This window comes from Actinacidiphila sp. DG2A-62 (genome assembly GCF_035825295.1).
Taxonomy (GTDB): Bacteria; Actinomycetota; Actinomycetes; order Streptomycetales; family Streptomycetaceae; genus Actinacidiphila.
In genome coordinates this window covers 5,108,597-5,132,500 of the sequence record NZ_JAYMGI010000002.1, presented here as the reverse complement: position 1 = coordinate 5,132,500, position 23,904 = coordinate 5,108,597, and the positions used below count along the sequence as shown (strand labels likewise).

The window sequence follows — 23,904 nt, the reverse complement described above, 5'->3', positions numbered from 1 at the left end:
CAGAATGCCCGCGTCGGTCATCGCCTCGACCAGGTAGTAGAAGTACGCCGGCCCGGAGCCCGACAGCGCCGTCGCCGCGTCCTGCTGCTTCTCCGGGACGCGCAGCGTCTTCCCGACCGGCTGGAAGATCGCCTCGGTCCGTACCAGGTGCGCCTCCGTCGCGTGGCGCCCGGCCGAGATGACGGACATGCCCTCGTCCACGAGCACGGGGGTGTTGGGCATGACGCGCACCACGGCGGTGCCCTCGGCGAGGCGTTCCTCGAAGAACGCCGTGGGGATGCCGGCCGCCGCGCTGATCACGAGGCGGTCCGCGTCCAGGTGCGGGGCGAGCTCGTCCAGGAGTGCGCCCATGTCCTGCGGCTTGGCCGCGAGGATGAGGGTGTCGGCGGCCTTGGCCGCCGCCGCGTTGGTGACGGGCTCGACGCCGTAGCGCCCGCGCAGCTCCTCGGCCCGCTCACTGCGCCGCGTGGTGACGAGCAGGTCCGCGGGGGCCCAGCCCGCGCGGATCATGCCGGACAGGAGGGCTTCGCCGATCTTGCCGGCTCCGAGCACGGCGACGGTCTGGCGGCGGTCGGCGGACGCCGAGTCGGCGGTCATGGGAAGGCTCACCTCGTGCGGATGCTGGGTTTTCGGGCGGGTCCTGGACCGGGTCCGTGGACGGGTCCGCCGCCATCCTCGCAGGTCGGCCCCGCCTTCTGGGCGCGTTCGCACAGGAGGCGCGGGGCACGTGCCCGGTACGCGTCCGGTGCGTGCCCGGTACGTGCGTGCCCGGTACGCGCGGGGGAGGTCGGCTGGCGCGCCCGCCCGGCTCGCGGTTCCGGGACCGCGTGGGGGTCGGGTCAGGGTCATCCCCTATGGCGTGGGGACCCGCGCGGGCGGACCGTTAATGGTGTGAGGCGTTCATCCCGGGAAATCGACGTTTCGGGCGCGGAGAAGCGGCAGTTGGCCGTGGCTTCGGCGACCCTCGGACCGTGGCGGCCCGCCGCGACGGTCGGCGCGCTGGGCGGCGGGGTCGATCTCCTGCTGCACATCGTGCACGGCCACTTCGGACTGGGCATCCTGAGCGGCGCCCTGTCCATCGCGGCGCTGCTCTTCTTCTGCGTCGGCGGCGCCGGCGCGGTCCTCGGCTACTCCTCCCGCGGCGCGGGCCGCGACCGCCGCATTCGCCGGTGGGCGCGCTCGCACCCGTGGCAGGTCGCGGCGGTACCGGCCGGCGCGATGTTCTTCTTCGACCTGGTGGTGCGGCAGGTCCTGACCAGTCAGGGCTTCTTCAGCTCGCTATGGAGCGGGCTGTGGCACGGCGCGGTGGTGGGCGCGGTGGTGGGCGTCGTCGGCGCGGTCGCGGGCAGTCGCACCGCCGCGCGCTGAGGCGCCCCGGGGCGCCGGCCGCCGCGGGGTCCGGGGCCCGGTCGGGCGTCCGGGCCGGTGGGCGACCCCGCGTCCGGACCGGTGACCAGGTCCGCGGGCGACCTCGCGTCCGGGTCCGTGGGCGGCCCCGGGACCGTGGCAGGGGACGGCCTCGCGGCCGTGCCCGTAGCCGCGTCCGTTGCCGGCGGCAGGACCACACGGAAGTGCGCCCCGCACCCGTTCCCGCTCCCACACCCGTATCCGCGCCCGCACCCTCCGCCGTCGCCGTCCGCCGGGAGCAGGACGAGCGAGGCCCCGTGCGCCGCGGCGATGTCGCGCGCGATCGGCAGGCCGAGGCCGGAGCCGCCGGTGTCGCGGGTGCGGGCGTGGTCGAGCCGGGTGAAGCGCTGGAACACGACGTCGCGGTGCTCGTCCGCGATGCCGGGCCCGTCGTCGCGGACGTCGAGGACGACTCCGCCGCCACGCGTACGCGACAGCGTGACCCGGACGGTTCCCGCCGCGTGGCGGACCGCGTTGTCGACGAGGTTGGCGACCATGCGCCGCAGGTGCTCCGCGGAGCCGAGGACGAGCAGGTCGGGCGCGAGGTCGAGGAGGACGGTGACCTCGGCGCGCGGGCGGCGCCGGGCGGCCTCCTCGGCGACGACCTGCCCGAGGTCGACTTCGCGCAGGCGCAGCGGCTGCCGGGCGTCGAGCCGCGCGAGCAGCAGCAGATCGGCGGTGAGCGCGCCGAGCCGGTCGACGTCGTCGAGCGCTTCCGCGGCGAGCCGGCGTTCCGCCGGGGCGGCGAGTTCGAGCCGGGTGCGCAGGATCGCCATCGGGCTGCGCAGCTCGTGCGCGGCGTCGGCGACGAACTGCCGGTGCGCGTCGACGGCGGTGCGCAGCCGGTCGAGGGTGTCGTTGACGGTACGCGCCAGCAGCGCGACCTCGTCGCGGGCGGCGGGCACGGGCACGCGTTCGTGCAGGCCGTGCGCGGTGATCTCGGCGACCTTGGCGCGGATCGCGGAGACCGGGCGGAGCGCGCGGCCGACCGCGAGCCAGGTGAGCAGCGCGACGAAGGCGAGCAGGGCGGGGGCGCCGGGGAGCAGCACGCCGGTGAGGGTGTCCATGGCGGCCTTCGCGGGTTCGGTGGACGCCGAGCCGACGACGGTGACCGGCCCGCGGTCGGTGGTGTAGGTCTGCGTGACGACGAGGTGACCGCCGCCGTCGTCGGTCGCGAACGAGGTCCCGGCGACGCCGGGCGTGGTGACCACCCGCCCCGACTCCCCCGGCCCGCCCGTCTGTCCGGCCTGGCCGGCCCCGCCTGCCCGCCCCGCCTGGCTCGACGCCGAACCACCGCCCGACGCCGAACCACCGCCCGACGCCGAACCACCCTCGGACGCCGGCCCGCCGCCCGACGCCCCCGCACCGCCCGGCAGCGGCGGGGCGCCCGGCAGCCCGGCGAACTGCCGGGCCGCCCGCGCCTGCGCGTCCTTGAGCGCGAGGTCCTTCGCCGTGTCCTCCAGGCTCGCGTGCAGCGCGGCGAACAGCGCGAACGACGCAAGTCCGAGGGCGACCGCGACCGCCGCGGTGGCGGTCAGCGTGGTGCGCAGCCGTACTCCCACCGCGTGCTCACCCCTCCAGCCGGTAGCCGGCGCCGCGCACGGTGTGCAGGGTGGTGCGGCCGAACGGGCGGTCGATCTTGCGCCGCAGCGCGCTGATGTAGACCTCGACCACGTTGGAGTCGCCGTCGTAGGCGAAGTCCCATGCCTTGGCGAGGAGTTCGGACTTGGGGACGACCTCGCCGGCGCGCCGGGCCAGGCAGTGCAGGATGGCGAACTCCTTGGGCGTGAGCGCGATCCGCACGCCGGCCCGGCTGCACGCGAGCCCGGCCGGGTCGATCCGCAGGTCGCCGACGGCCAGCACCGCGGGGCGCTCCCGGCCGCCGCGGCGGACCAGGGCGCGCAGCCGGGCGAGCAGCACGACGTAGGAGAACGGCTTGGTGAGGTAGTCGTCCGCGCCGGTGTCGAGCGCCTCGGCCTCGTCGTACTCGCCGTCCTTGGCGGTGAGCATGAGGATCGGGGTCCAGTTGCCGACCTCGCGCAGTCGGGCGCAGACCGCGTAGCCGTGCAGGGCGGGCAGCATCACGTCGAGCACGATCACGTCGTAGGCGTGCTCGGTCGCCAGCCACAGGCCCTCGCGGCCGTCGTACGCGAGGTCGACCGCGAAGCCCTCCCTGGTCAGGCCGTCCTTGAGCAGGTCGGCAAGCCGGTGTTCGTCCTCCACCACGAGTATCCGCACGTCCCACAGGGTGCAGCGGCACACCTAAGGCGAACATGAAGATCACCGCGGGCCTCTTCAGGGTCGCTTCAGCCGTCGCCGCGCAGGCTGCGGTGCGCGGGTCGGCACACCGCGGTACGTCCACGGCGCCGGCGCGCCGCTCGGCGGACACCTCCGCCGAGACGTCCGGCAGACATTCCCCGACGCACCGTCAGGAGCGGTCACATGAGTCCTACGACATCCACGACGCCCGAGACACCCACGACGCCCACGACATCCACGACACCCGTGACGCCCCCGGCCTCCGCGGGCCGGAAGCGCAGGACCAGCAGGTACGTGGTGAGCGCGGTGCTCACCGCGGGCCTGGGCCTGTCCGGGCTGGCGGGGGCGAGCGCGTCCGACGCGGCGTCCGCCGCCGCGGGTGGCAGGAGCACGGCAGGGGTGGGCGGCACGGCGAGCACCGGCGGGGGCGCGACGAGCGTCGCCGGGGTGGGCGGCACCGCGACGAGCGCCGGCGGGGGCGCGGTCGTCGTCGGGGTCGGCGGTCCGGGCGGGGGCCACGGCAAGGTCGTGGTGTGCGTGGTGACCACCGCGCCGGGCCACGGCAAGGCGGGGCGGCCGGGGCTGCCCGGTCTGCCGTCGCTGCCGTCGCTGCCCGGCCCCGGCGGGAAGGGCGCGCCCGCGCGGCCGGGGACCACGCTCACGCCGACGACGCCGGGTGGGCCCGCCACGCCGGCCAAGCCGGGCCACGCGCCGGCCAGGATCACCATCAAGGTGGTGAACGGCAAGGTCTACGTCAACGGCAAGCTGGTCCCGAAGTCCCGGATCAGCACGTCGTGCCCGGCCCTGCCGGCGCCGCCCGGACAGCCGGGGCAGCCCGGCCACGGCGGCACGGCGCACGGCGGGTCGACGCACAGCGAGTCGACGCACAGCGGCACCACGAAGAGCGGCGGCCGGAGCGGCCGCACCGCCGAGCGCGGCACCACCAGCAGCGGTGTGAATGAGAGCCGCGCCGCGTCCGAGCTGCACGGCTGAGGCCGAGCGGCACGGAACCGGGGCCGGGTCGGGGCAGTGGCTCTGGCCCGGCCCCGGACGCGCGCGAACGCCGGGCGAGCCCAGCGTTCCTGAGCGGACCCGGCGCTCGGGCGGACCCGGCGCTCGGGCGGACCCGGGGCCTCGGCGGATCTACCCCTCGGCCGGCGCGGACGCCGGCGCCGACGAGGGCGTCGCCGCCGTGCCCGCGCCCGCCCGCTCCTCGTACTCCGCGCGGTGCAGCTTCTCGCCCGGCGCCTCGACGAGAACCCGCGCGAAGTACGCGAGCAGCACGCCGATGAAGCCGATGGTGTAGAGGCCCTTCGCGGCCTCCGGCTGGTCCTCGGCGGTCGGGGCGGGGCGGCGCAGGAACGACACCCAGGTGTGGTGGAAGCCGATCACGCTGCAGACCGCAAAGGCGATCGTGTACAGGAACGGCAGCATCGGGCCGCTGGTGGCCGCGAGGATGCCCTGCATGCCGAATATCAGGACGACGACACCGACCGCGGCGGCGAGCAGCGCGCCGGCGGCGACGCCTGCCCTGCGCATGCGGTAGTCGCCGTCGTGGTTCACCCAGGTGGTGCCGAAGAAGCGGATCGGTTCCGGCCCCGACGCCTGCCCGGGGCCGGTGTCCGCGTCGGTCGTGGTTTCAGTTCCGTTCACCCAGCCGATTATGGCCCATCCCCCCGCGCGTGCGAACCGTCCCGTGCACCGATGCGTGCGCAAGCCATTGACTCCTGACTGACCAGTAAGTAACTTCCGCGACGCGCCGCTCAGCCGGACCCCCTCACCCGGACGTCATCTGGATTCGAAGGAGAAGCAGATGCACATGTCGATGCGCGCCCTCGCCAAGGGGCTCACCGCGGCGGTCGCCGCGGGCACCGCCGCCCTCGGCCTGACCGCACCGGCCGCCCACGCGGCCGCCCCCGCCCCCCACACCGCAGGCCCGGTCGCGTACGTCGCCATGGGCGACAGCTACAGCGCCGGCTCGGGCATCCTCCCGCTCGACCCGTCCGCCTCACCGCTGTGCGCGCGGTCCACCGCGAACTACCCGCACGTGCTGGCCGCCGCGACCGGCGCGCAGCTGACCGACGTCACCTGCGGCGGCGCGCAGACCAAGGACTACGCCGGGTCCCAGTACCCGGGCGTGGCACCGCAGTTGGACGCGCTGGGCGCCGGCACCGGCCTGGTGACGATGACGATCGGCGGCAACGACAGCAACACCTTCATCGACGCGATCCTCGCCTGCGGCACCGCCGGGATCGCCACCGCGGGCCTCGGCCACCCCTGCCAGAGCCTGTACGGCGACAGCTTCGACACCACCGTGGACACCGTCACCTACCCGGCGGTGAAGGCGGCGCTCCAGGCGGTCAGGGCCAAGGCGCCCGGCGCCCGCGTGGCGGTCCTCGGCTACCCGTGGATCCTCCCGGCCACCGCCGACCCGACCTGCTTCGCCAAGATGCCGATCGCCTCCGGCGACGTGCCCTACCTGCGCGACCTGCAGACGCACCTCAACGCGGCGGTCGCCCGCGCCGCCCGCGAGACCGGGTCCGCCTACGTCGACCTGTCGGGTGTCTCCGAGGGCCACGACGCGTGCGCGGCGGCGGACACCCGGTGGATCGAGCCGGTGCTGTTCGGCACCAACTTCGTGCCCGTGCACCCCAACGCGCGCGGCGAGGCGGCGATGGCGCGGCAGACCGCGTCGGTCCTGCACCTGGGCTGAGGCGGGGCTCACCCCGCCCGCGCCCCGGAACCGGTCAGGCGGTCCCGGGGCGCGGGCGGGATCGGGCGAGCGTACCGCCGAAACGGCGGCACGCGGCGTCCGCGGAGGGGGTCAGCGCTCCAGCAGCGCGATGTCGCGCACCGCGCCGCGGTCCGCGCTGGTGGCCATCGCGGCGTACGCGCGCAGCGCCGTGGACACCTTGCGCTCGCGGTTGCGGGGCGCGTAGACCCCGCCGAGCGCCTCGCGGCGGGCGGCCAGCACCTCGTCGGAGACCACGAGCTCCATCGAGCGGGACGGGATGTCGATACGGATCAGGTCGCCGTCCTCGACCAGCGCGATCGTCCCGCCGGAGGCCGCCTCGGGCGAGGCGTGGCCGATCGACAGGCCCGAGGTGCCGCCGGAGAAGCGGCCGTCGGTGACCAGCGCGCACACCTTGCCCAGGCCGCGGCCCTTGAGGAACGACGTCGGGTAGAGCATCTCCTGCATGCCCGGGCCGCCGCGCGGGCCCTCGTAGCGGATCACCACCACGTCCCCGGCCTTGACCTGCTTGGCCAGGATCTTCTCCACGGCCTCCTCCTGGGACTCGCAGACCACCGCGGGTCCCTCGAAGGTCCAGATCGACTCGTCCACGCCCGCGGTCTTCACCACCGCGCCGTCGACCGCGAGGTTGCCGCGCAGCACCGCGAGGCCGCCGTCCTTGGAGTACGCGTGCGCCACGTCGCGGATGCAGCCGCCGGCCGCGTCGGTGTCCAGCGACTCCCACCGCTCGGACTGCGAGAACGCCTGCGCCGAGCGGACGCAGCCCGGGGCCGCGTGCCACAGCTCGACCGCCTCGTCCGAGGGTGCGCCGCTGCGCACGTCCCAGGTCTCCAGCCACTCCTTGATCGAGCGGGAGTGCACGGTGTGCACGTCCTCGTGCAGCAGTCCGCCGCGGTACAGCTCGCCGAGGATCGCGGGGATGCCGCCGGCCCGGTGCACGTCCTCCATGTAGTACGTGCCGCCGGGCGCGACGTTCGGCGCGACCTTGGCCAGGCACGGGACCCGGCGGGAGACCGCGTCGATGTCGGTGAGCCCGTAGTCCAGGCCCGCCTCCTGGGCCGCGGCCAGCAGGTGCAGGATCGTGTTGGTGGAGCCGCCCATGGCGATGTCCAGGGCCATGGCGTTCTCGAACGCCGCCCTGGAGGCGATCGCGCGCGGCAGCACCGAGGCGTCGTCCTGCTCGTAGTACCGGCGGGTCAGCTCCACGACGGTCGAGCCGGCCCGCTCGTACAGCGCCTTGCGGGCGGTGTGGGTGGCCAGCACCGAGCCGTTGCCGGGCAGCGACAGGCCGATCGCCTCGGTCAGGCAGTTCATCGAGTTGGCGGTGAACATGCCGGAACACGAGCCGCAGGTCGGGCAGGCGTTCTCCTCGATGCGCAGGATGTCCTCGTCCGAGACGTCCTCGTTGACCGCGTCGGAGATCGCGTTGATCAGGTCCAGCTTGCGGACCGTGCCGTCGACGAGGGTGGCCCGGCCGGCCTTCATCGGGCCGCCGGAGACGAAGACGGTCGGGATGTTCAGCCGCAGCGCGGCCATCAGCATGCCCGGGGTGATCTTGTCGCAGTTGGAGATGCAGACCAGCGCGTCCGCGCAGTGCGCCTCGACCATGTACTCGACGGAGTCGGCGATCAGGTCGCGCGAGGGCAGGCTGTAGAGCATGCCGCCGTGGCCCATGGCGATGCCGTCGTCCACGGCGATGGTGTTGAACTCGCGCGGCACCGCGCCGGCCGCCTTGATCGCCTCGGAGACGATCCGGCCGACCGGCTGGAGGTGGGTGTGGCCGGGTACGAACTCGGTGAAGCTGTTCGCCACGGCGACGATCGGCTTGCCGATGTCGGCGTTGTCCACGCCGGAGGCGCGCATCAGGGCGCGGGCTCCTGCCATGTTGCGGCCGTGGGTGACCGTGCGTGACCTCAGCTCCACGGTTCGACTCCCTTGCGTCGCGCTGCGCTGTGCTGCCTGGTACCGGTCGAGCTTACGCCCGGACGCCCACAGGGTGGACCTGCGGTCCGCATCCCGGAACGTCTCCGCAACGCCCGGCGTCGCGCTCACGTCGCCCGGCGGGCGTGGCAAGTGCGCTGGGCGCCGAGATCAGGGGCGCGGCCCTGTACGTCAACTGGGCGCTGGGCCTGGTTTTCAGGGGCGCGGGGAACTGCGCGACCAGCCATGCTGCGGCCCACAGGTCGTCACCGTCCCGGAGGGGCAGATCGGTCCGATCCGGACCACCGGCCGGTGGAGGGCTGAGCGCGCAGTTCCCCGCGCCCCTGGTGAGCTGACGTCGGGCGTCGCCGTAGCCCGTGATGGTCAGCGCCCGGCGTTGAGCGCCAGGTGGCGGCGGGTGAAGGCGAGGGCCTCCGCCAGGTCGGCCTGGCGTTCGGCCGCGGACATGGCGCGCCGGGTGTTGACCTCGACCACGACGTGCCCGTCGAACCCGGACGCGGCGAGCATCGTCAGCAGCTCGGCGCACGGCTGCGTGCCCCGCCCCGGCACCAGGTGCTCGTCCTTCGCCGACCCGCTCCCGTCGGCCATGTGCACGTGGGCCAGCCGGTCGCCCATCCGCCCGGCCATCGCCAGCGCCCCGGTCCGCGCGGTCGCCGCGTGCGACAGGTCCACGGTGAAGTGCCGGTAGTCGTCCTGGGTGACGTCCCAGTCCGGCGCGTACGCCAGCATCTCCCGGTCGCGGTAGCGCCACGGGTACATGTTCTCGACCGCGAACCGCACGTCCGTCTCGTCGGCCATCCGCCAGATCCCGCGCACGAAGTCCCGCGCGTAGCCGCGCTGCCAGCGGAACGGCGGGTGCACCACGACGGTGTCCGCGCCCAGCCGGTCGGCCGCCTGCTTGGCGCGCTGCAGCTTCACCCACGGGTCGGTGGACCACACCCGCTGGGTGATCAGCAGACACGGCGCGTGCACGGCGAGCACCGGGACGCCGTGGTGGTCGGACAGCCGGCGCAGTGCCTCCACGTCCTGGCTGACCGGGTCGGTCCACACCATCACCTCGACGCCGTCGTAGCCGAGCCGCGCGGCGACCTCGAAGGCGGTCGCGGTGGACTCGGGGTACGTCGACGCGGTGGACAGCGCGACCTTCGGCCCCGCGGCGCGCGCCGCGGCGCGCGGGGGTTGCGTCGGTGTCACGCGTTCTGCCACGCGGGCCAGCCTACGGCGAGCGCGCGCGGACGCGGTGCGGCGCCGTTCAGGGGCGCCAGGGGGTGACGGCGTCGCCGCGTGCGGCCGGGGCCGGGCCGGGGCCGGCGGCGGTGCCCGACACGCCGGACGCGGCCGAGGCGTGGGCCGCGGCGGCGGCCGACGCCGCCGGGGCCATGACGTCGAGCTTGCGCAGGATCACGCCCTCGCGCAGCGCCCAGGGGCATATCTCCAGCTCGTCCAGCTCGAACAGGTCCATCGCGCCCTCGGCGACCAGTGCGCCCGCCAGCAGTTGCCGGGCGCGGCCCTCGGAGACGCCGGGCAGCGCGGCCCGGCGCGCCGCGGTCATCGCCGCGAGCTTGGGCACCCATTCCTCCAGCGCCGTACGCCGCAGCACCCGCTGCACGTACAGCCCGTCGGCGCTGCGGGCCGCCCCCGCGATCCTGGCGAGCTGCCGGAACGTCTTGGACGTGCCCACCGCCAGGTCGGGCCGCCCGAGCCGGGCGAACTCGGCGACGGTGCGGGCGATCTCGGCGCGCGCGTGCCGGCGCAGGTGCCGCACGTCGGCGGCGTCCGGCGGGTCGCCGGGCAGCCACGCCCCGGTCGGCCAGGCGCCCAGCGGCAGCGACACCGCCGCGTCCGGGTACTCGTCCATGCCGAAGCCGATCTCCAGCGAGCCGCCGCCGATGTCCAGCACCAGCAGCCGCCCCGCCGACCAGCCGAACCAGCGGCGTACCGCGAGGAACGTCAGCCGCGACTCGTCCTCGCCGGACAGCACCGTCAGCCGTACCCCGGTCTCCTCGGCGACCCGGGCCAGCACCTGCTCGCCGTTGGCCGCCTCGCGCACCGCGGACGTGGCGAACGGCAGCACGTCCTCCACGCCCTTGTCCTCCGCGACGCGCATCGCGTCCGCGACGGTGGCCACCAGCCGGTCCACGCCGTGCGGGCCGATGGCGCCCTGCTCGTCGAGCAGCTCGGCGAGCCGCAGTTCGGCCTTGTGGGAGTACGCGGGCAGCGGGCGCGCGCCCGGGTGCGCGTCGACCACCAGCAGGTGGACGGTGTTGGAACCCACGTCGAGCACTCCGAGTCGCATGGGGGTGACGCTAGCGCCCCGGGCCGGGAGCGCGCGCGGGCGGGTCGCGGCAATCCGCGCATTCCGGTCTTACGCTGGGCGCGTGGCGAAGGTGAAGAGCCGCGGTGGCGGCGTACAGCGGGCAGGGCGACCGGCAGGGCAGCGGGCGGACATCGAGGTGGGCGTCGCGGCGGAGGCGGGCGTCCCGGCGGAGGCCGGCGTAACGGCGGAGGCCGATGAGGCGGACCTGGACTTTCCGCGCGCCTGGGTGGAGTTCGTCGACCCGGCGGACGAGGAGCAGGTGTTCCGCTGCGATCTGACGTGGCTGACGTCACGCTGGACGTGCGTGTTCGGCAGCGGCTGTCAGGGCATCGTCGCGGGGCGCGCGGGCGACGGCTGCTGCTCGCTCGGCGCGCACTTCTCCGATGACGACGACGAGAAGCGCGTCGCCTCGCACGTGGCGCGGCTCACCCCGGAGTTGTGGCAGTTCCACGGGCTCGGGACCGGGCGCGACGGCTACTGGGCGGAGGAGAACGAGGACGGCGAGCGGCAGACGCGCGTGGTGGACGGCGCGTGCGTGTTCTCCAACCGGGCGGGATTCGCCGGCGGGCAGGGGTGCGCGCTGCACGCGCTGGCGCTGCGGGAGGGGCGGGAGCCGCTGGAGACCAAGCCGGACGTGTGCTGGCAGTTGCCGATCCGGCGGACGTTCGACTGGGTGGACCGGCCGGACGACACGCGGGTGCTCGTGGTGTCGATCGGCGAGTACGACCGGCGCGGGTGGGGGCCGGGCGGGCACGACCTGCACTGGTGGTGCACCTCGGCGACGTCCGCGCACGGGGCGGGGGAGCCGGTGTACGTCTCCTACCGGGCCGAGCTCACCGAGCTGATGGGGCCCGCCGCCTACGCGGAGCTCGCCGGCCTGTGCGAGGCGCGGCTGGCCGCGGCGCTTCCGCTGCTGGCGCCGCACCCGGCCGATCCGGCCTGACCCTCTCCGGTCCGCCGGGCGCTCCTGCGTCCTTTCCCGGGCGCGGGTGCGGCGCCCGGGGCGTCACGCGGGGTCGGGGGTGGGGGCGGACGACGTCGGGGGGGCGTCCGACGCCGGGGGTGACGTGGGGGGCGTCGAGGTCGGCGGCGGCGACGTGGGCGGAGGAGGCGAGGTCGGCGGCGGCGACGTGGGCGGCGGCGTCGTCGGCGCGGTGGACGTCGGCGGAGTCGACGCGGGAGGCGGCACCGACCGCCGCGACGATCCCCGCAGGGTGACCCTCGCGTCACCGGGGCTGAAGGAGATGACCCCCGTCCACGTCCCGCCGGGCTCCAGCGACCGGTCCACCCTGACGAGGAGAATGATCGATTCTCCCGGCCGCAGCACGCCGCCCCGTGCGGACATCCGCAGCCAGTACGCGGAGGTCCGCGCCGCCCACCGCACCGCCGTGCTCCCCTGCGCGGTGAGCGTGATCCGCGTCGCCCCGGGCGCGGGCGCCGCGCTGACCGACAGCCGGCCCGCGCCCGTCCCCGGCTCCGCGGACGCGTTCGACGACCCGGAGACGGTGACCGTCGGCGAGGACTGCGCGTCGGGCGCGTCCGTGTCGGAGCCGCCGGCCCGGCCCGACCGGCCCGCGCCGGGCGACGGGACGGTGTTGCCGGCCTTCTCGTAGGAGTCGCCGTCCAGTCCGTCCGGATCGCTCACCGACGCCGCCCGCCCGGACGCGTGCGGCTCGTCCCCGAGCGGCGCGGCGCGGTAGGCCGCCCACACCGCGAGCACCGGGGCGGCGACGACCGCCGCGACGACCGTGGTGGTCACCGCGCGGTGCCGCATCCGGGCCCGCCGCGCCGCGCGGTCCGTGACGTCGAGCGGGAAGCCGCGCCGGTCGAACCGCGGCGTGCCCTCCCGGGTGCGCCCCGCGCCCGCGGCGGCCGCGTGCAGCATCGCCGCGTGCACCGCGGCCCGCGGCGCCTCGATGACGGCGAGGACGGCGGCGGCGTCGGGCGCGCCCGGCCAGGGCCCCGCCGCGACGACGCGTTCCGCGGCGCGGCGGCAGGTCGCGCACGCGTCGACGTGCCGTACCAGTTCGGTGCGCAGCGCCGTGCCGAGCAGCACCCTGGTCCCGCCGGCCAGCCCCGCGAGGTGCGGGCAGGCGCCGGTGTCGACGACGGCGAGCGCCGTCCTGGTGCGCTCCACCTCGCAGGCGGCGCGGGCCAGGCGGGCGCGCGCGGCGTCGCCGTCGACGCCGAGGACGTGCCCGACCTCGGCGGGCGCCAGCTGGTGGCGCACCGCGAGTTCGAGCGCCTCGCGCTGCTCGGGCGTGGTGCCGGCGGCCTCCGGCCAGGCGAGCGCGGCGAGTTGGGCGCGGCGCGCCTCGGCCTCGTCCTCGGTGAGCCGCCCGGCCGGGCCGGCGCCCGCCGCGCCGCCCAGGCCCGTGCCCGCCCCGGGACCGGCGCCCGCGGTGAGCCTGCGCACGCAGGACCAGCGGGCGAGGGCGTACAGCCAGGGCCGGCGCAGCGCGGGGTCGCGCAGCCGGGTGCGCTGGCGTTCGGCGATCGCCAGCGCCTCGCCGAGGGCGGCGGCGGCCGCGTCGTGCTCGCACAGGATGGACAGACAGTAGGTGAACAGGCCGTCCAGGTACGGCTCGTAGGTGTCGAACCGCGCGGCCGGGCCGGCCGGCCGCTGCCGCAGCGGCGGAGTGCGGTGCGGGCGGTCGCCGCCGCGGGGCCGCCCGAGGTCCCTGCCGGCGTCCCTCCCGAGGTCCCGTCCGTGCTCGCGATCCCGTTCCCGCTCGGCGCGCGAACAGGCCGGCGCCTTGGGCCTGCGGTGCGCGCCGGTGCTCTGGAGAGGGGTCTGCTGCCTGCTCGTCACCGGGCGACGGTAGGCCCGCGGGACGCCCCGGTTCACCCCCCGAGCCGGACATTCATCCATACGAGTAGCACTATGCCGGAAACGCGGACGAGACGGTCACGCGTACGAGTGACACCACGCGCACATGCGCGAGCGCCCCGCCCCGCGCGCGCCCCGAGCCTCCCCGCGACGCGCGCACCCCGAACCGCCTCCCGCGACGCGCGCACCCCGAGCCCCCCCCGCGGCGGCCCGCGGCGGCCCGGGACGCGCGCTCCCGGAGCCGCCCGCGCGCACCGGATCGTCCCGCGACGCACCGCGGTTGTCGTACCCGACCGCTACGGTGAAGCGCATGGCCACCCGTAAACCCGTCGCCAAGGACCGTCCCTCCTACCGCTGCACCGAGTGCGGCTGGACCACGGCCAAGTGGCTCGGCCGGTGCGGCGAGTGCCAGGCGTGGGGCACGATCGAGGAGCACGGCGCCGCGCCCGCGGTGCGCACCACCGCGCCGGGCCGGGTCACCAGCGCCGCGCGCCCGATCGGCCAGGTCGACGGCCGGCAGGCGACCGCCCGCAGCACCGGCGTCGCCGAGCTGGACCGGGTGCTCGGCGGCGGGCTGATCCCCGGCGCCGTGGTGCTGCTGGCCGGCGAGCCGGGCGTGGGCAAGTCGACGCTGCTGCTGGACGTCGCCGCGAAGGCGTCGGGCCCCGAGCACCGGACGCTCTACGTCACGGGCGAGGAGTCCGCCTCCCAGGTGCGGCTGCGCGCGGACCGGATCGGCGCGCTCGCCGACCACCTCTACCTGGCCGCGGAGACCGACCTGGCCGCGGTGCTCGGCCACCTGGACGACGTGAAGCCGTCGTTGCTGGTGCTGGACTCGGTGCAGACCGTCGCCTCGCCGGAGATCGACGGCGCGCCCGGCGGCATGGCGCAGGTCCGCGAGGTCGCCGGCGCGCTGATCCGCGCGTCGAAGGAACGCGGCATGGCCACGCTGCTGGTGGGCCACGTCACCAAGGACGGCGCGATCGCCGGCCCGCGGCTGCTGGAGCACCTGGTCGACGTGGTGCTGAGCTTCGAGGGCGACCGGCACGCGCGGCTGCGGCTGATCCGCGGGGTGAAGAACCGCTTCGGGGCCACCGACGAGGTCGGCTGCTTCGAACTGCACGACGAGGGCATCACCGGCCTGGCCGACCCCTCGGGGCTGTTCCTGACCCGGCGGGACGAGCCGGTGCCGGGCACCTGTCTGACGGTGACGCTGGAGGGCCGGCGCCCGCTGGTCGCCGAGGTGCAGGCGCTGACCGTCGACACGCAGATCCCGTCGCCGCGCCGCACCACCTCGGGTCTGGAGAATTCGCGGGTGTCGATGATGCTCGCGGTGCTGGAGCAGCGCGGCCGCATCCGCTCGATCGGCAAGCAGGACATCTACACCGCGACGGTCGGCGGGGTGCGGCTGTCCGAGCCGGCCGCGGACCTGGCGGTGGCGCTGGCCCTGGCCAGCGCGGCGATCGACACGCCGCTGCCGAAGAACCTGGTCGCGGTCGGCGAGGTGGGCCTGGCCGGCGAGGTGCGGCGGGTCACCGGCGTGCAGCGCCGGCTGTCCGAGGCGCACCGGCTGGGCTTCACGCACGCCCTGGTCCCGCCGGACCCGGGCAAGGTGCCGCCGGGCATGCGGGTCATCGAGGTCGCCGACATAGGCGACGCGCTGCGGGCGCTCCCGGCCCGCACGCCCCGCGGCTGACCCCGCGGCCCTCCTCGGCGCGGCGCTCGCGGACCTGGTCAGGACGGCAAACCGCCATCGCACGGCGGGGACGACGTAAACTGCGTGCAACCGCACCGACCGGAGGAACGCAGTGGCAGCCAACGACCGGGCAGGGGGAGCCGCCCCGGCCCGTAAGGCAGCGGGAGAGTCCGCCGGCAGGTCCGCCGGCGGCCCCGGCGCCGACGGCGGGCTGATGCGCGCCTCGCTGAGCGCGGTCGCGCCCGGCACCGCCCTGCGGGACGGCCTGGAGCGCATCGTGCGCGGCAACACCGGCGGGCTGATCGTGCTCGGCATGGACAAGACCGTCGAGTCGCTGTGCACCGGCGGCTTCGTGCTGGACGTGGAGTTCACCGCGACGCGGCTGCGCGAGCTGTGCAAGCTGGACGGCGCGCTGATCCTCGACAAGGACATCACCAAGATCCTGCGGGCCGGCGTGCAGCTGGTGCCGGACCCGACGATCCCCACCGAGGAGACCGGCACCCGGCACCGCACCGCGGACCGGGTCAGCAAGCAGGTCAACTTCCCGGTGGTGTCGGTCAGCCAGTCGATGCGGCTGATCGCCCTCTACGTGGACGGGCAGCGCCGCGTGCTGGAGGACTCCGCCGCGATCCTGTCCCGCGCCAACCAGGCGCTGGCCACGCTGGAGCGCTACAAGCTGCGCCTGGACGAGGTGGCCGGCACGCTGTCCGCGCTGGAGATCGAGGACCTGGTGACCGTCCGCGACGTCACCGCGGTCGCCCAGCGGCTGGAGATGGTCCGCCGGATCGCCACCGAGATCGCCGAGTACGTGGTCGAGTTGGGCACCGACGGCCGGCTGCTGGCGCTCCAGCTGGACGAGCTGATCGCCGGCGTCGAGCCGGAACGCGAGCTGGTGGCACAGGACTACGTGCCGGAGCCGACCGCCAAGCGCAGCCGTACGGTCGCCGAGGCGCTCGCCGAGCTGGACACCCTGCCGCAGAACGAGCTGATCGAACTCACCACCGTGGCCCGCGCGTTGGGCTACACCGGCTCGCCCGAATCGCTGGACTCCGCGGTCTCGCCGCGCGGTTACCGGCTGCTGGCGAAGGTGCCGCGGCTGCCGAACACGGTGATCGAGCGGCTGGTCGAGCACTTCGGCGGCCTGCAGAAGCTGCTCGCGGCCAGCGTGGACGACCTGCAGGCGGTGGACGGCGTGGGCGAGGCCCGCGCGCGGTCGGTCCGCGAGGGCCTGTCCCGGCTCGCCGAATCCTCGATCCTCGAACGCTACGTGTGCGCCGGCGGCCCTAGGCCGCCGCGCTCGGCTCCGGCTCGGTTCCGCCTCGGTTCCGGCGGAGCCCCGACCCGGCTCCGGCTCGCTCCCGGCTCAGTCCTGGCTCAGCACGAACGACGCCTGCTCCGTGCCGTGTCCCGGCAGCTGCGCCTGCACCAGATACGTGCCCGGCTGGGCGGACTGGCCCTTCGGGGACGCGCACTTGGGCGAGCTGGTCTTGGTGTTCCAGTGCAGCGTGTACGTGGTGGAGCCGTGCGCGGGCACTTCCATCAGGCGCGAGCCGGTGGTCGGGCAGTCGTCGGACGCCCACACGTGGCTGTTGTCCGCGGCCTTGGTGATGGTGAACACCGCGCTGCGCGGCCCGAAGTCCAGCTTGCAGCTCACCGACGAGGAGTTGACGGCCTTCAGCCGGAACTGCGGGGTCTCGCCGGGACCGTAGGAGTTCTGCGCGCTGGTCAGCGTCAACTGCACGGCGCTCGCCGAGCAGTCGGGCAGGCTGGAGCCGACCGGCACCTCGCCGCCGGTGGACGAGCCGTCGCCGCTGCCGCCCGAACCCCCGCTGCCGGAACCGCCGTTGTCACCGGAGCCGGAGGAGCCGCCGGCGCCGGCCGTCGCGCCGTCGGACGTGCCGCCCGAGGCGGACGGCGACGCGGACCCGCCGGCCGTGTCCCCGGCGGTGCCGGCCGAACCGCCGTCGCCGGCGCCGGCGTTGTCACCGGAACCCGCGGTGGAGTCGTCGCCGCCGGAGGTGTCGCGGCCGCCCGGCCGCCCGCTGATGTGCGTGCCGCTCGGCGCCGGGCCCGGGGTGATCGAGGTGACCGGGGTGTGCGAACCGCTGGGCGCACCCGAGCTCTTGCCGCCCCCTCCGCCGCCGCCCGAGGTGAGCGCCCACACGACGAGCGCCACGATCAGCGCGAGCAGGCAGGCCACAACGACCCGCCGCCGCCAGTAAATGGAGGATGGCAGAGGTCCCACGGGATTGCGCATTGAGCCCACGGACGAACTCTAGGGGAGATCGCCCGTTCGGCGTCGACTCACGCGCCGCCCGCTGTCCGGTCTTTACGGATCATCACGTTTACGTTCACGCGTGTGCCCGCGCACGCCCGCGGACGTATCGGCGTCCGCGCGCCGGCGGATGCGCCGAGTCGCCCCGCGGACGCGGTCCGTGGCCGTGGCAGCGGCGGCGGGCCGTCGGCGCGGTGTGCGAGGATCGGACGGAGATGAGCACTGAACTGAGCGACGCGGGCGGCCCGACTCCCGCGACCGCCCCGCCGCCCGGGGTCGAGGATCTGCACGACCTGCTCGTGGACTGGTTCGCCGAGCACGCCCGCGACCTGCCGTGGCGGCGCCCCGACGCGGGCGCGTGGTCGGTGATGGTCAGCGAGTTCATGCTCCAGCAGACGCCGGTGTCCCGCGTGCTGCCGGTGCACCAGGCGTGGCTGGCCCGCTGGCCGCGCCCGGCGGACCTGGCCGCGGAGTCCCCGGCGAGGCGGTCCGCGCCTGGGCCGGCTCGGCTATCCCCGCCGCGCGCTGCGGCTGCACGCCGCGGCCACCGCCATAGCGCAGCGGCACGGCGGCGAAGTCCCCCGCGAGCACGCGGAGTTGCTCGCCCTGCCCGGCATCGGCGAGTACACCGCCGCGGCGGTCGCCTCGTTCGCCTACGGGCAGCGGCACATCGTCCTGGACACCAACGTACGGCGGGTGTTCGCGCGTCTGGTGACCGGCGTGGAATACCCGCCGAACGCCACGACGGCCGCCGAGCGGCGTACCGCGACCGCGCTGCTGCCGCGGGACGAGGGCACCGCGGCGCGCTGGGCCGCGGCCACGATGGAACTGGGCGCGCTGCTGTGCACCGCGCGCTCCCCGCAGTGCGGGGCCTGCCCGGTGGCGTCGCGCTGCGCATGGCGGCTGGCCGGCTCGCCGCCGCACGAGGGCCCGGCGCGGCGCGGCCAGTCGTACGCCGGCACCGACCGCCAGGTGCGCGGCCGGCTGCTCGCGGTGCTGCGCGCCTCGACCGAGCCGGTGCCGCAGGCCGCGCTGGACGCGGTGTGGCACGAGCCGGTGCAGCGGGCGCGGGCGCTGGACGGGCTCGTCGAGGACGGCCTGGTCGAGCCGCTCGCCAACGGCGTCTACCGGCTCCCGGTCTGACGACACCTGTCCGCTTTACACCCGTACAGTCCGATTCGCGACGCCGTTACACAACCGATGGGTTGCTGTGCGGCCGCTGTGCGTTCGCGGTCGCGAAAGCCTGACATCCGCTCCGTAGCTTCGACGTCGGCCGGGAGGTTCCTTCCCCCGGCCCGACCAGTGGCAAACGGGGTGGAGGCACCGATGACGGCGAACGGCGCGACGGTTCTGGAGTTCGAGGACTACGTACGGACGCGGCAGGACGCGTTGCTGCGCAGCGCCCGCCGGCTCGTGCCGGACCCGATAGACGCGCAGGACCTCGTGCAGACCGCCCTGGTGCGCACCTTCCCCCGCTGGCACGGCATCGCCGACAAGGCGCTCGCCGACGCGTACATGCGCCGGGTGATGATCAACACCCGCACCGAGTGGTGGCGCAGCCGCAAACTGGAGGAGGTCCCCTCCGCGGAGCTGCCGGACGCGACCGTGGACGACGGCGCCGACCAGCGCGCCGACCGCGAGATGCTCGCCGACGCGATGCGGGTGCTCGCGCCCAAGCAGCGGCAGGTCGTGCTGCTGCGCCACTACGGCCAGCTGTCCACCGAGGAGACGGCCCGCGCCCTCGGGATGACCACGGGTACCGTGAAGAGCACCCTGCACCGGGCGCTGGCGCGACTGCGCTACGAGCTGGAGCACGGCACCTACGGCTACTCGCGGATGGAGGACGTGTGCGCCGCATAGCCTCCGTGACCACGGCGGGCGCGCTGACCTGCGCGGCCGTCATGGTGGCAGGCTGCGGCGCGGGCGTCACCGGCGCCCGCAGGGAGGGCCCGGCGCCGCCGGCGACCCCCAAGGTGCGCTCCACCGCCGCCCCGGCCATCGCCTCGCACCCGCAGGCGCTGGTCGAGATGATCCGCAAGGACACCGGCGTCAGCCCCGACGTGCGCGAGGACCTGACCCCGTGCGACGGGCACGACTACCCGATGGACACCGACTCCGGCGACCTCACCGCCGGCGACGGCCCCGACCTGGTGGTGAACATCACCACCTGCGGCGACGGCCTCGGCATCGCGTCCTACGTGTACCGGATGATCGACGGCAAGTACCAGAACGTCTTCGCCGACGAGCACTCCCCGGTCTACGGCAGCGTCGAGGACGGCCGGCTGGAGATCGTCCACGAGGTGTACCGGACCGACGACCCGGTGTCGTACCCGACCGGCGAGGAGGCCGTGACCTACGCCTGGCGCGGCAACCACTTCGTGCAGGTGGGCCGCGAGTTCCAGGACTTCAGCAGCGCGTCCCCGTCCGTCTCCCCCGAGCCGCTGTCCACCGACCCGGTGCCGCTGCCGGACTCCGACCCGCTCGACCCCGGGCTGCCGAGCGGCAGCCCGCACACCGCGACGCACGCCGGGACGCACACCACGACGCACACCGCGACGCACGCGGCCTCGCACGCCGCCTCGCCCACGCCGTCCGGTGGGGGACGATAGACGTCATGGCCGCAGCACCCCACCCCTCGTACTCCGCGCACCCCGCGCACCCCGCGCACCCGGCCGCCGCCGGCCACGCGGGTCCGGCCGGCCACGGCCACGCCCCCACCCATGTGCTGTTCGTCGAGGACGACGACGTGATCCGCGAGGCGACGACGCTGGCCCTGGAGCGCGACGGCTTCCGCGTCACCGCGGCCCCCGACGGACTGACCGGCCTGGACGCGTTCCGCGCCGGGCCGCCGGACCTGGCGCTGCTGGACGTGATGGTGCCGGGCCTGGACGGGGTGAGCCTGTGCCGCCGGATCCGCGACGAGTCCATGATCCCGGTCATCATGCTCTCCGCGCGCGCGGAGAGCATCGACGTGGTGCTCGGCCTGGAGGCCGGCGCGGACGACTACGTGACCAAGCCGTTCGACGGCGCGGTGCTGGTCGCCCGCATCCGGGCGGTGCTGCGGCGGTTCCGCGCCACCGCGGCGGAGGACGCCGACGACGGCCCGGTGCTGTCCTTCGGCGACATCGACATCGACCCCGAGGGCATGGAGGTCACCCGCGGCGGCGAGCGGCTGGCGCTGACGCCGACCGAGATGCGGCTGCTGCTGGAGTTCGCCGGCGCGCCCGGCACCGTGCTGTCCCGGGACCGGCTGCTGGAGCGGGTCTGGGACTACGAGTGGGGCGGCGACACCCGCGTGGTGGACGTGCACGTGCAGCGGCTGCGCGCGAAGGTCGGCCAGGACCGCATCGAGACCGTGCGCGGCTTCGGCTACAAGCTCAGGGCGTGAGGGCGGTCGCCATGGCGAGAACCCCCGCGGACCGGGCCGCACCGGCCACCCCCGCCGACCGGACCGACCGCCACACCCGGACCGACCGCGACACCCGGACCGACCATGATGCCCGGAGCGACCGGAGCGCACCGGCCACCCGCGGCGACCGCGCCACCCGCGCCGACCGCGCCACCGGCGCCGGCCGCGCCACCCGCGCCTGGCTGCGCGGCTTCTTCCGCAGCGGCCTGCGGTGGAAGATCAGCGCCGCGATCGCCGTCGTCTCCGCGCTGGTCGCGCTCGCGCTGAGCCTGGTCGTGCACAACGCCGCCCGCGTCAGCATGATCAACAGCACCCGCGACGTGCAGGACGAGCGGGTGCAGTCCGCGCTGCGGATCTACGAGGCGACCGGCCGGCGGGTCTTCCAGACCCAGCTGGACGACCCGGCCCTGCCGCGCGAGCTGAAGGAGTACGCGGCCAAGGGCCAGCGGGCCACCTACGTGCAGGAGAACCACGACGGCGCGCCGACCGTGTGGGCGGAGACCCCGGCCGACGGCGGCAAGGTGCTGTCGCTGAAGAGCGTCTTCACCGACCGCTACTCGGTGCTGGTCGACCTCGACCAGGCGCTGGTCGCCGGCTCGGTCGCGGTGGTCGGCTGCGGCACCGCGGTGGGCGTGCTGATCGGCGGCCGGATGTCGCGGCGGCTGCGCAAGGCGGCGACCGCGGCCCGCAAGGTCGCCGACGGCGACCCGACCGTGCGGGTCAGGGAGGCCATCGGCGGGCGCCGGGTGCGCGACGAGACCGACGAGCTCGCGCGCGCCGTGGACGAGATGGCCGACGCGCTGCAACGGCGCCTGGAGGCCGAGCGGCGCGTCACCGCGGACATCGCGCACGAGCTGCGCACCCCGGTGACCGGCCTGGTCACCGCGGCCGAGCTGCTGCCCGCCGGCCGCCCGGCGGAACTGGTGCGCGACCGGGTGCACGCGCTGCGCACCCTGGTCGAGGACGTGCTGGAGGTCGCCCGGCTGGACGGCGCGGCCGAGCACGCCGACCTCCAGGAGGTCGCGCTGGGCGATTTCGTGCGGCGCCGCGTGCAGGCGCTGGCGCCCGAGGCGACGGTCGTGGTGGACGAGGACGCGGTGGTGCAGACCGACCCGCGCCGCCTGGAGCGCATCCTCGGCAACCTCCTGGCCAACGCGGCACGGCACGGCCGCGGCCCCATCGAGGTGGTGGTCGACGGCCCGTTCGTACGGGTCCGCGACCACGGTCCCGGCTTCCCCGCGGACCTGCTGCGCGAGGGCCCGTCCCGGTTCCGCACCGGCAGCAGCGACCGCGCGGGCGCGGGGCACGGCCTGGGACTGACCATCGCCGCGGGTCAGGCGCGGGTGCTCGGCGCGCGGCTGACCTTCCGCAACGTCGCGGCGGACGGCGAGGCGGGTGAGGGCGCCGTGCCCGGCGCGGGCGACGACGGTGAGGGCGGCGGGCGCGGCGTCGCGGGCGCCGTCGCGCAACTGCTGCTCCCGCGCTGAACCGTCACCGGAGGGCGTCGGGCGTCCTCCCCAGGCCGTCGGCGCACTCGTGGGGCTCGCGGTCGAAGACCATGGTCCGGCGCTCGTGCGGGGTGTAGGCGCTCCAGCCCGGGTCGCCGTCGTGGGCGAAGCGGACGAGGGCGGTGTGCATCCGCGCCGCCAGTTGCCGGGGGGCGTCCGGTCCCAGCAGTTCGGGGGCCTGCGGCGCGTCGAGGTGGTCGAAGACGAAGGGCAGGTCGGCGCAGTGGGCGGCGCCGAAGCCGGGGGCCGGCCAGGCGAACTGGTAGGCGTAGGCGGGTATGCCGGCGCGGGCGGCGGTGTCGGCGATGCGGCGGGCCGGCTGCTGGAAGGTGCGGTCGCTCAGCGCCTGGGCGAGTGCGTGGCCGGGGTTGTCGGTGCCGAGCAGCCCGAGGTAGGCGTCGAGGTCGTCGGCGGTGAGGCCGAGGTTGGCCATGCCCTTCACGCAGGCGTCGGTGCTGGGAGCGGTGCTGAGGTCGCCGAGGAGGAAGTTCCACTCCTGTGTGGTGGTGCCGATCAGCAAAGCCTGCACCGCGCCGGGTTCGCCGAGTGCCTCCTCGGGCGCGGCGGTGACGACCTCGCCGTCCAGGGTGGGCTGCCAGCGCAGCGCGTCCTGGCCGGCCCGGCGGGCGCGCTCGTCGACGCTCTCGGCGGGCGCCCGCACCTCCCCGGGCAGCCACGCCTGTTCGAGGTGCATCCGGCGCGCGGTCGGCGCCGCCGACAGGGCCTGCCGGGTCCGCGGCGTGCCGAGCTGTTCGGCGAAGTCGGCGGAGAGCCGCGTCATCCGCTCCAGCGGGGAGAGCAGCGGGGTCCCGGCGCTCATCACGGCCAGCCGGCGGAACAGGCCGCGGGCGGCGGGGGCGCCGGTCAGGGTCAGCGCGGCCGTCGCGCCGGCGGACTGCCCGGCCAGGGTGACCTCGGCGGGGTCGCCGCCGAAGGCGGCGATGTTCTCGCGCACCCAGGTCAGGGCGGCCGTGATGTCGAGCAGCGCGCGGTTGGCGACCTGGTCGTCGAGGATCATGAACCCTTCGGCGGCGACCCGGTAGTTGGGGACGACGAAGACCACGCCGTCGCGGGCGAAGGAGGCGCCGTCGTACCAGGGGCTGGCGTTGCTGCCGGTGAAGAAGCCGCCCCCGTACAGCCACACCACCACCGGGAAGGGGCCGTCGCCGCGGGAGGGGGCGTAGACGTTCAGGTTGAGCGCGTCGTCCCCGGCGACGACCGGGTCGGGGAAGAGGTCCTGTCCCACGTGCGGGTGGGCGGGGCTGGGCCCGTACCCCGTCGCCTCGAAGCAGGTGGTGAACCTCTCGCGCGACCGGGGCGGGTCGAAGGCGCCGCCGGGGTAGGGGGCCCGGGCGTAGGGGATGCCAAGGTAGGCGGTGTGGGTCTCGCGCGCGATTCCCGCGACGGGACCGCAGGGGGCGTTGACGGGCACGGGGTGCTTCCTTCTGACGGGTGGGAGCGGGCGGCAGGCCGGGTGAGGCGGCGGTACGGGTGCGGTGGCAGAACGGGT

18 protein-coding genes and 2 pseudogenes (1 of these 20 running past the window's edge) are annotated in these 23,904 nt (G+C 75.4%); 11 read left to right on the top strand and 9 right to left on the bottom strand.

Features of this window, described 5'->3' with window-relative positions:
- A protein-coding gene (gene proC / locus VSR01_RS23055) for a pyrroline-5-carboxylate reductase (RefSeq protein WP_326451068.1) crosses the window boundary here: on the bottom strand, positions 1-597 show its 5' portion. It extends 240 nt beyond the left edge of the window; the window shows 597 of its 837 coding nt (coding positions 1-597); its start codon is at positions 595-597; the stop codon falls past the left edge of the window.
- A gap of 351 nt (positions 598-948) precedes the next feature.
- Between proC and VSR01_RS23050 the strand changes: the two genes are divergently transcribed.
- Positions 949-1,368: a hypothetical protein gene (locus VSR01_RS23050; RefSeq protein WP_326451067.1), complete on the top strand. Its 420-nt coding sequence runs from the start codon at positions 949-951 to the stop codon at positions 1,366-1,368.
- Here VSR01_RS23050 and VSR01_RS23045 read toward each other — a convergent pair.
- Both VSR01_RS23045 and VSR01_RS23040 read right to left on the bottom strand, forming a co-directional pair.
- Entirely contained in the window at positions 1,260-2,969 is a 1,710-nt protein-coding gene (locus VSR01_RS23045; RefSeq protein WP_326451066.1) for a sensor histidine kinase, read from the bottom strand. The genes VSR01_RS23050 and VSR01_RS23045 overlap by 109 nt on opposite strands.
- A 7-nt stretch (positions 2,970-2,976) precedes the next feature.
- A complete protein-coding gene (locus VSR01_RS23040; protein ID WP_326451065.1) occupies positions 2,977-3,645 on the bottom strand; it encodes a response regulator transcription factor in 669 nt (222 codons plus the stop codon).
- A gap of 204 nt (positions 3,646-3,849) precedes the next feature.
- Between VSR01_RS23040 and VSR01_RS23035 the strand changes: the two genes are divergently transcribed.
- Entirely contained in the window at positions 3,850-4,659 is an 810-nt protein-coding gene (locus VSR01_RS23035) for a hypothetical protein (protein WP_326451064.1), read from the top strand.
- Between the two features lie 150 nt (positions 4,660-4,809).
- Here the strand turns inward: VSR01_RS23035 and VSR01_RS23030 are convergent, their stop codons facing one another.
- Positions 4,810-5,319: an EamA/RhaT family transporter gene (locus VSR01_RS23030; RefSeq protein ID WP_326451063.1), complete on the bottom strand. Its 510-nt coding sequence runs from the start codon at positions 5,317-5,319 to the stop codon at positions 4,810-4,812.
- Between the two features lie 166 nt (positions 5,320-5,485).
- On the opposite strand from VSR01_RS23030, the gene VSR01_RS23025 reads away from it, so the two are divergent.
- Complete coding sequence (locus VSR01_RS23025; protein ID WP_326453767.1) at positions 5,486-6,379, top strand: SGNH/GDSL hydrolase family protein; 894 nt, start codon at positions 5,486-5,488, stop codon at positions 6,377-6,379.
- 111 nt (positions 6,380-6,490) lie between these two features.
- On the opposite strand, the gene ilvD is transcribed toward VSR01_RS23025, so the two are convergent.
- The 3 genes from ilvD to VSR01_RS23010 form a co-directional block, all read right to left on the bottom strand.
- Positions 6,491-8,341, bottom strand: coding sequence for a dihydroxy-acid dehydratase (gene ilvD, locus VSR01_RS23020; protein WP_326451062.1), 1,851 nt, complete (start codon positions 8,339-8,341; stop codon positions 6,491-6,493).
- A 381-nt stretch (positions 8,342-8,722) separates the two neighbouring features.
- A complete protein-coding gene (locus tag VSR01_RS23015; RefSeq protein WP_326451061.1) occupies positions 8,723-9,565 on the bottom strand; it encodes a sugar phosphate isomerase/epimerase family protein in 843 nt (280 codons plus the stop codon).
- A gap of 46 nt (positions 9,566-9,611) precedes the next feature.
- Complete coding sequence (locus VSR01_RS23010; protein WP_326451060.1) at positions 9,612-10,655, bottom strand: Ppx/GppA phosphatase family protein; 1,044 nt, start codon at positions 10,653-10,655, stop codon at positions 9,612-9,614.
- An 82-nt stretch (positions 10,656-10,737) separates the two neighbouring features.
- On the opposite strand from VSR01_RS23010, the gene VSR01_RS23005 reads away from it, so the two are divergent.
- Complete coding sequence (locus tag VSR01_RS23005; RefSeq protein WP_442785518.1) at positions 10,738-11,619, top strand: hypothetical protein; 882 nt, start codon at positions 10,738-10,740, stop codon at positions 11,617-11,619.
- 63 nt (positions 11,620-11,682) lie between these two features.
- On the opposite strand, the gene VSR01_RS23000 is transcribed toward VSR01_RS23005, so the two are convergent.
- The gene (locus VSR01_RS23000) at positions 11,683-13,488 is read right to left on the bottom strand and encodes a BACON domain-containing protein (protein WP_326451059.1); all 1,806 of its coding nucleotides are present in this window, start codon (positions 13,486-13,488) and stop codon (positions 11,683-11,685) included.
- A gap of 328 nt (positions 13,489-13,816) precedes the next feature.
- Between VSR01_RS23000 and radA the strand changes: the two genes are divergently transcribed.
- The 7 genes and pseudogenes from radA (at position 13,817) to VSR01_RS22965 (ending at position 22,373) form a co-directional block, all read left to right on the top strand.
- The gene (gene radA / locus VSR01_RS22995) at positions 13,817-15,202 is read left to right on the top strand and encodes a DNA repair protein RadA (RefSeq protein ID WP_326451058.1); all 1,386 of its coding nucleotides are present in this window, start codon (positions 13,817-13,819) and stop codon (positions 15,200-15,202) included.
- A gap of 112 nt (positions 15,203-15,314) precedes the next feature.
- Positions 15,315-16,472, top strand: a pseudogene (gene disA, locus VSR01_RS22990) (DNA integrity scanning diadenylate cyclase DisA); the annotation flags it as partial.
- Positions 16,473-17,692: 1,220 nt separating this feature from the next.
- Positions 17,693-18,620: pseudogene (locus VSR01_RS22985) on the top strand (A/G-specific adenine glycosylase).
- 183 nt (positions 18,621-18,803) lie between these two features.
- Positions 18,804-19,337 (top strand): SigE family RNA polymerase sigma factor, encoded by a 534-nt coding sequence (locus VSR01_RS22980; RefSeq protein WP_326451057.1) that lies wholly within the window; start codon positions 18,804-18,806, stop codon positions 19,335-19,337.
- Positions 19,325-20,086, top strand: coding sequence for a hypothetical protein (locus VSR01_RS22975; protein WP_326451056.1), 762 nt, complete (start codon positions 19,325-19,327; stop codon positions 20,084-20,086). The genes VSR01_RS22980 and VSR01_RS22975 overlap by 13 nt, the downstream gene beginning before the upstream one ends.
- 5 nt (positions 20,087-20,091) lie before the next feature.
- Positions 20,092-20,865 carry a two-component system response regulator CseB gene (gene cseB, locus VSR01_RS22970; RefSeq protein WP_326451055.1) on the top strand — a complete coding sequence of 258 codons (774 nt, stop codon included), beginning with the start codon at positions 20,092-20,094 and terminating at the stop codon, positions 20,863-20,865.
- 11 nt (positions 20,866-20,876) lie between these two features.
- A complete protein-coding gene (locus VSR01_RS22965; protein WP_326451054.1) occupies positions 20,877-22,373 on the top strand; it encodes a sensor histidine kinase in 1,497 nt (498 codons plus the stop codon).
- A 4-nt stretch (positions 22,374-22,377) separates the two neighbouring features.
- Here the strand turns inward: VSR01_RS22965 and VSR01_RS22960 are convergent, their stop codons facing one another.
- The gene (locus VSR01_RS22960) at positions 22,378-23,826 is read right to left on the bottom strand and encodes a carboxylesterase/lipase family protein (protein ID WP_326451053.1); all 1,449 of its coding nucleotides are present in this window, start codon (positions 23,824-23,826) and stop codon (positions 22,378-22,380) included.
- Positions 23,827-23,904: the final 78 nt, after the last annotated feature.